The organism is Guptibacillus hwajinpoensis, from assembly GCF_020171785.1.
Lineage (GTDB): Bacteria > Bacillota > Bacilli > Bacillales > Guptibacillaceae > Guptibacillus > Guptibacillus sedimenti.
Genome location: NZ_JAIVAE010000009.1, coordinates 225,157 through 231,741, shown reverse-complemented (window position 1 = coordinate 231,741; position 6,585 = coordinate 225,157). Strand labels below are relative to the sequence as shown.

Annotated in this window: 8 protein-coding genes; 1 reads left to right on the top strand and 7 read right to left on the bottom strand. The window is 41.0% G+C overall.

What is annotated here, in order from left to right; translation table 11 throughout:
- Nucleotides 1-132 precede the first annotated feature (132 nt).
- Both LCL91_RS14925 and LCL91_RS14920 read right to left on the bottom strand, forming a co-directional pair.
- Complete coding sequence (locus tag LCL91_RS14925) at nt 133-798, bottom strand: YetF domain-containing protein (protein ID WP_224883505.1); 666 nt, start codon at nt 796-798, stop codon at nt 133-135.
- A 106-nt stretch (nt 799-904) separates the two neighbouring features.
- Nucleotides 905-2,194 (bottom strand): ArsB/NhaD family transporter, encoded by a 1,290-nt coding sequence (locus LCL91_RS14920; RefSeq protein WP_224883503.1) that lies wholly within the window; start codon nt 2,192-2,194, stop codon nt 905-907.
- Between the two features lie 127 nt (nt 2,195-2,321).
- Between LCL91_RS14920 and LCL91_RS14915 the strand changes: the two genes are divergently transcribed.
- Entirely contained in the window at nt 2,322-2,711 is a 390-nt protein-coding gene (locus LCL91_RS14915; protein WP_179886254.1) for a TIGR04086 family membrane protein, read from the top strand.
- Between the two features lie 38 nt (nt 2,712-2,749).
- Here the strand turns inward: LCL91_RS14915 and yajC are convergent, their stop codons facing one another.
- From yajC to ruvB, 5 genes are all read right to left on the bottom strand, one after another.
- Complete coding sequence (gene yajC, locus LCL91_RS14910) at nt 2,750-3,022, bottom strand: preprotein translocase subunit YajC (protein ID WP_159783435.1); 273 nt, start codon at nt 3,020-3,022, stop codon at nt 2,750-2,752.
- A gap of 40 nt (nt 3,023-3,062) precedes the next feature.
- Entirely contained in the window at nt 3,063-4,205 is a 1,143-nt protein-coding gene (tgt, locus tag LCL91_RS14905) for a tRNA guanosine(34) transglycosylase Tgt (protein ID WP_224883501.1), read from the bottom strand.
- Nucleotides 4,202-5,248 carry a tRNA preQ1(34) S-adenosylmethionine ribosyltransferase-isomerase QueA gene (queA, locus tag LCL91_RS14900; protein ID WP_224883498.1) on the bottom strand — a complete coding sequence of 349 codons (1,047 nt, stop codon included), beginning with the start codon at nt 5,246-5,248 and terminating at the stop codon, nt 4,202-4,204. Before queA ends, tgt begins: the two co-directional genes overlap by 4 nt.
- A gap of 127 nt (nt 5,249-5,375) precedes the next feature.
- Nucleotides 5,376-5,573 carry a DUF2905 domain-containing protein gene (locus LCL91_RS14895; RefSeq protein ID WP_224883497.1) on the bottom strand — a complete coding sequence of 66 codons (198 nt, stop codon included), beginning with the start codon at nt 5,571-5,573 and terminating at the stop codon, nt 5,376-5,378.
- Nucleotides 5,574-5,575: 2 nt separating this feature from the next.
- A complete protein-coding gene (ruvB, locus tag LCL91_RS14890; protein WP_224883496.1) occupies nt 5,576-6,574 on the bottom strand; it encodes a Holliday junction branch migration DNA helicase RuvB in 999 nt (332 codons plus the stop codon).
- Nucleotides 6,575-6,585 lie beyond the last annotated feature (11 nt).

Here is a 6,585-nt window from a genome sequence, read left to right as displayed (position 1 = left end):
AGCTAGGTGAAGGAGAGTTTTTTTCATCTTATATACTTCAAAACACCATTTCAACTAACAGGAAAATCAAAACCATTAAAAAAGCTTGTAGAGGAACCAAGGGTTCCTCTACAAGCTGAGTAACCGTCACGGTTACTTTTTTTCATTCTTCAAATCAATAAAAAAACTTCCATTTTTATGGAGGGAACAAAATGAAATCTGCTTTATATCTTTATGCCCAACTTTTCTAAGCTCTTGCCTAAGCCATAGCGCTGTTTTTCCAATTCGCTCAAGATGTTCCTCCTGAACTTTTCCATCTAGAATAAGGGGGAGAGGCATTAATGTTGCAGCATCTTCTTGTTTATTATCCTCCTCTTTTTTGATGACCGACAGCTTGCCTGAGGGTTCAAGGATCGCGAACTCAACATCTGAAACAGATGCAATGTTATTCTCTCGCAATTGAACCAGCAAATCATCAAAGTTATATCGCTGTTTTCTCATTTCCGTTTCATCGATTTTACCCCGATCAATTAACACGGAAGGCTTTCCGTCCACGATCTCCCGTACTTTCTCACTTTTAAGTGAAACAAAAGCCATAAGTATTTGTATTAATACAAGCACAACCATTGGAACAATCGTATTAAGCATCGGTGTCTGTGGATCTTCAATTGACATGACGGCAAGCTCTGCAATCATAATAGAAACGACAAAATCAAGAATACTTAGCTGACCAATTTCCCGCTTTCCCATCACTCTAAAAACGAAAATAATCACAAAATATAAAACAATCGTTCTAAGGATAATGGTCATATATTCCATCCCTGATCCCTCCTTTCAAGCTTCTTTTGTTTAGTTTAACCACGTTTTGTTTCTACATGAGGGAATGTATTGGAAATATTGTATAGTAGAAAATAAAAAAACTTCCCTAGTAATAGGGAAGTAAATATCTAAAATAAATGTAGACTGTACTAATAACAAGCGAGATGAAGACGACCGGTAATCCAATTTTGAGAAAAGCAATGAACCTTACTTCTTGGTTGTCTTTTAACGCAAGACCAGCCACCACTACATTAGCAGAAGCTCCAATTAACGTTCCATTCCCACCAAGACATGAACCTAAGGCAAGCGACCACCACAACGGATCAAGGTTCGTCATTCCATACCCAGAGAATTCTGAAATCACCGGGATCATGGCTGCAACAAATGGAATGTTATCTAAAAAGGCAGAGAGAATACCTGCTCCCCACAGAATAATAAGGGAGGTCTTAGGCAAATCACCTTCAGTATATAAAAGAATCGTCCTGGCAACTTCATCAATAATGCCTACTTCCTCTAATCCACCAATAAGGATAAAAAGACCCATAAAGAAAAATAACGTCACCCATTCAATCGATTCAAAAACTTCTTCCACCTTATGCTCTTTTTGAGTAATCAATAGTAAAAGAACTGCCCCCGCCATCGCAATATTCGTTAATTCAGTATGTAAGACAGGGTGCAAGAGAAAACCAGTAATTGTCATCAGTAATACGGCTGAAGACTTATAGAGCAAAGGTCCTTTTTTCAAATACTGAGACGCATCAATTTTTAACAATGACTGTCGATACGTATCATCTACAATTAATCCTTTCCGATAAAAAAACAAAAGACCTGTCATGATAACAGCATAAATGACCACAACAATCGGAGCTAAGTTATAAATAAAATCATTAAATTCAAGATGGTCAACTGCCTGACCAATCATAATGTTAGGTGGATCACCGATCAATGTTGCCGTTCCTCCAATATTGGATGATAAGATTACCGTTACTAAAAAGGGCATGCTTGTGATGTTTAAAATTTTCGTTAACGTCAGCGTTATCGGGACAAGTAGAAGAACCGTTGTAACGTTATCTAAAAGGGCAGATCCAACTGCAGTTAAAGTACCTATAACAGCGAGGAGTGGCAAAGGCTTCCCCTGCACCTGTTGGGCAAGCTTAATCGCGATATATTCAAATAATCCATTTTGACTTGTAATGGAAACCAGTATCATCATAGAAAACAAGAGGGCGATCGTATTCCAATCAACGTGGTTCATAAAAGCTGAATCAGTGGTTGTAATCCCTGTCAGCAACATAAGCAGCCCGCCGCCACATGCGACGATAGCACGATTGATTTTTTCGGTAATAATGCCTATATAAGCAAGAACAAATATGGTGAGTGCAATGATTATGTCCAATCCATACTGCCCCTTCCCTGTCCCGTTTCTAACATCGTATGACGGGCTGTCCGAATTCATGAATAGACTTCTAATTACTCAGTCGTCGAATAGAATGTACAAACTATCTTGTTTAAGGGGGAGGAAAATGAGATCTAAACACGCATTCTCAAGTATGGGGTCTGGCTTACTTGCGATTATTGTTATTGTGCTTGCGACTAGCGTCCTATTTTCATTAATTCTTCGCTTCTCTTCGGTTTCTGAAAAAGGAATTAGTCCACTCATTATTGTAGCGACTGTGATTGCCTTTTTTATTGGAGGCTTTATTTCTGGAGGCAAAGGGGGGGAACGCGGTTGGCTACTTGGCGGAGGAACAGCTTGTATGTATATCATGCTTCTTTTCCTCATTCAATACTTGGGATATCGCGTAAACATGAACCTCGAGCAGCTACTTTATCATGCTGGTTACGGTCTCATTTGCATTCTTGGAGGAATTATTGGGGTGAATGTTAAAGGTGGCAAGCATCGAGAAGCCTAGTAAAAAAGAGCGCCCTCCCTAGAGGACGCTCTTCTCAATTACTTGCTATTTTCAGTGATTGATTCGCGGATTGCCGCTCGGTCAAACACCATTTTTGTACCGTCTGTAGTGCGGATTGTAATTGTCCCTTCGTCCATTGCATCAATAATTCCATGCATTCCACCGATGGTTACAACTTTATTCCCTTTTTCTAGGCTAGCTTGCATTTCTCTCGTTTTCTTTTGACGCTTCTGTTGCGGGCGAATCAAAAGGAAATAGAAAATCGCGAACATTAATAGAAGCGGGACTAAATTCATTAACGTAGAACTCATACTCTTTTCACCCCTTTCCAGCAGTTACACAATCTATGGATTAAAAGTTTTTTGCATTTGGTTTATTAAACCCATACTGTTCAAAAAACTCAGCCTTAAAGTCTAGAAGACGGTCATCCATAATCGCCTGTCTAACTTGCTTCATCAAGTTTAACAGAAAATAAAGGTTATGGTAAGTCGTTAAGCGAAAGCCATAAGTTTCATTTGATTTTACAAGATGACGAATGTAAGCTCTCGTATAATTCCGGCAAACGTGACAATCACAATTTTCATCAAGCGGACGGAAATCTCGTGCATATTTCGCGTTTCGAACAACAAGACGACCGTTACTTGTCATAAGCGTACCGTTACGAGCAATCCGCGTTGGAAGAACACAATCAAACATATCCACTCCTCTAATTGCACCATCAATAAGAGAGTCAGGTGAACCTACTCCCATTAAATAACGCGGTTTGTGAGTTGGAAGATGAGGTGTTGTAAAATCTAACACGCGATTCATCACATCTTTTGGTTCGCCAACAGAAAGACCGCCAATTGCATAACCTGGAAAATCGAGTGAAACAAGATCCTCAGCACTTTGTTTCCTTAAATCTTCGTACTCGCCTCCCTGTACAATACCGAACAACCCTTGGATATCTTTCCGTTCATGAGCCGTTAAACAACGTTCTGCCCACCGACTAGTCCGCTCTACAGAACTCTTCATATACTCAAATTCTGCTGGATATGGAGGGCATTCATCAAATGCCATCATAATATCAGAACCTAGTGCATTTTGAATTTCCATTGCGCCTTCAGGAGAAAGAAAAAGCTTCTCACCACTCATATGATTTCGGAAGTGAACACCTTTTTCCTCGATTTGTCTGAGGTCACTTAAGCTAAATACCTGGAATCCGCCAGAATCGGTTAGGATAGGCTGATCCCAGTTCATAAATTTATGAAGACCGCCCGCTTCTTTTACAATATCGTGTCCTGGGCGAAGCCAAAGATGATAGGTGTTACTCAAAATAACCCCTGCACCCATTTCTTTCAATTCTTCAGGACTCATTGTTTTAACAGTTGCAAGTGTTCCAACTGGCATAAACATTGGGGTTTCAAACGTTCCATGGGGAGTGTGAAGCTTCCCAAGACGCGCACCACTTTGTTTACATGTTTTAATTAATTCATAGCGGATTGGTTCCGTCATTCTTTCGTACTCCCTTCCAAAATCAACATTGCATCACCAAAACTGAAGAATCGGTATTCCTCTTCAACAGCAGTACGATAAGCAGAAAGCACAAAATCTCTTCCCGCAAGGGCGCTTACGAGCATGATCAATGTTGACTGAGGCAGGTGAAAGTTAGTAATCAGTCCATCGATTGCTTTAAACGTATAACCAGGGTAAATAAAGATATCAGTCCAACCTGATGATTCTTCAAAACGGCCGTCATGGGCTGAAGCCACCGTCTCAAGCGTTCTTGTCGAAGTTGTGCCAACTGAAACGATTCGACCTCCATCTTCACGAACTCGATTCAAAAGGTCCGCTGTTCCTTTCGTAAGCTGATAAAATTCTCCATGCATTTCATGTTCAAGAATATTATCGACAGAAACTGGTCGGAATGTACCTAGCCCAACATGTAGCGTGATAAAAGCGATATGAACGCCTTTGTCTTCAAGACGTTGAAGCATTTCTTCTGTAAAATGCAGTCCTGCAGTTGGCGCTGCAGCAGACCCTCTATGCTTTGCAAAAACGGTTTGATAACGATCTTGGTCATCAAGCGTTTCTGTAATATAAGGAGGAAGTGGCATTTCACCAAGTTGATCAAGGATTTCATAGAAAACCCCTTCATACTTGAACTCTAATACTCGTCCACCATGTTCAAGTGACTCTTTACATACAGCTGTAAGACGTCCGTCACCAAATGAAATCACAGTGCCTGGCTTCACTCGCTTGGCTGGTTTAACTAACGTTTCCCATTTATCCTCTTCCATTTGCTTAAGCAAGAGAACTTCAATCTTGGCACCAGTTTCCTCTTTTGAACCGTATAGTCTTGCCGGCATCACCCGCGTATCATTCAAAACAAGACAATCGCCAGGATTGATGTATTCATCCAAATTGGAGAACTCTCTATGCTGAAGCTTTTGCTCTAATGGGTCTAAAACCATCAATCGCGATTTTGTCCGCTCTTTTAACGGGGTTTGCGCGATTAATCTTTCTGGAAGCTCAAAATCAAAATCATTTACGTTCATTTTTTTCACCACTATTTCTAAAAAATGTTCAACTTTATTGATTTTACCACAGCACTACCGATCCGCGCACCCTTAAGGGGCAGATCTCCTTCCCCCAGCTTGTAACTGACGGTTGGAAAGCTCCCCCTTATCTGAACTTACCTATAATAAAAAAAAGTAGTGACAGGACAATACTAACGATGATAGAAGTAACGATAGGAAAAAAGAATGTTGTGTTTCCTCTTTTAATTACCAGATCACCAGGTAACTTACCGACAAAGGACCACAATACACCAATAGCTAAAAAAGCGATACCTAAAACGATAAATAGCTTTGAAATGCCCATCTTTATTTAGGAACCTCCATACCAAAGTGTTCGTATACATGATGCGTCACCATTCGTCCACGTGGCGTGCGCTGTAGAAACCCAATTTGAAGAAGATAAGGCTCATACACATCTTCAATCGTATGACTTTCTTCTCCAATGGTGGCGGCAATCGTATCAACGCCAACAGGTCCACCACGAAACTTTTCAATAATCGCTAACAGAAGTTTGTGGTCAATATGATCGAGTCCGAGCGGATCCACCTGCATCATCTCTAGCGCTTGTGCAGCAAGCGTTGACGAGATAACTCCATCGCCTTTTACTTGAGCGAAATCTCTTACTCTCTTTAACAAACGATTAGCGATTCGCGGTGTTCCGCGAGAGCGACGCGCTAGTTCTACAGCGGCATTCTGATCCATTTCTACATTAAAAATATCAGCTGTTCTCATGATAATCGTTCGTAATTCATCTTCTAGGTAATATTCAAGTCTGCTTAAGACACCAAACCTGTCTCGTAAAGGGGCCGTTAATAACCCTGCTCTTGTCGTCGCACCCACAAGTGTAAACGGTGGGAGATCCAGTCGAACGGACCTGGCCGTTTCACCCTTTCCAATCACAATATCCAGGCAATAATCTTCCATTGCGGGATAAAGCACTTCTTCTACGCTTCTTGGAAGACGATGAATTTCATCAATAAATAAAACATCTCCAGGTTCAAGGGCCGTTAAAATAGCTGCTAAATCACCTGGTCGTTCGATGGCAGGACCTGATGTTGTACGCAAATTCACTTCCATCTCATTAGCAATGATAGCGGAAAGGGTCGTTTTACCGAGGCCTGGAGGACCATATAACAAAACATGATCCAGAGGCTCTTCACGCATTTTTGCCGCTTCAATAAACACTTCAAGATTTCGCTTTACTTTTTCTTGTCCAATATACTGAGCTAATCGCTGAGGACGGAGGCTATATTCTACGGATGAGTCGTCACCGACTTGTTCTCCAGATAGAATGCGATCTTCCACGTTACTCCCTC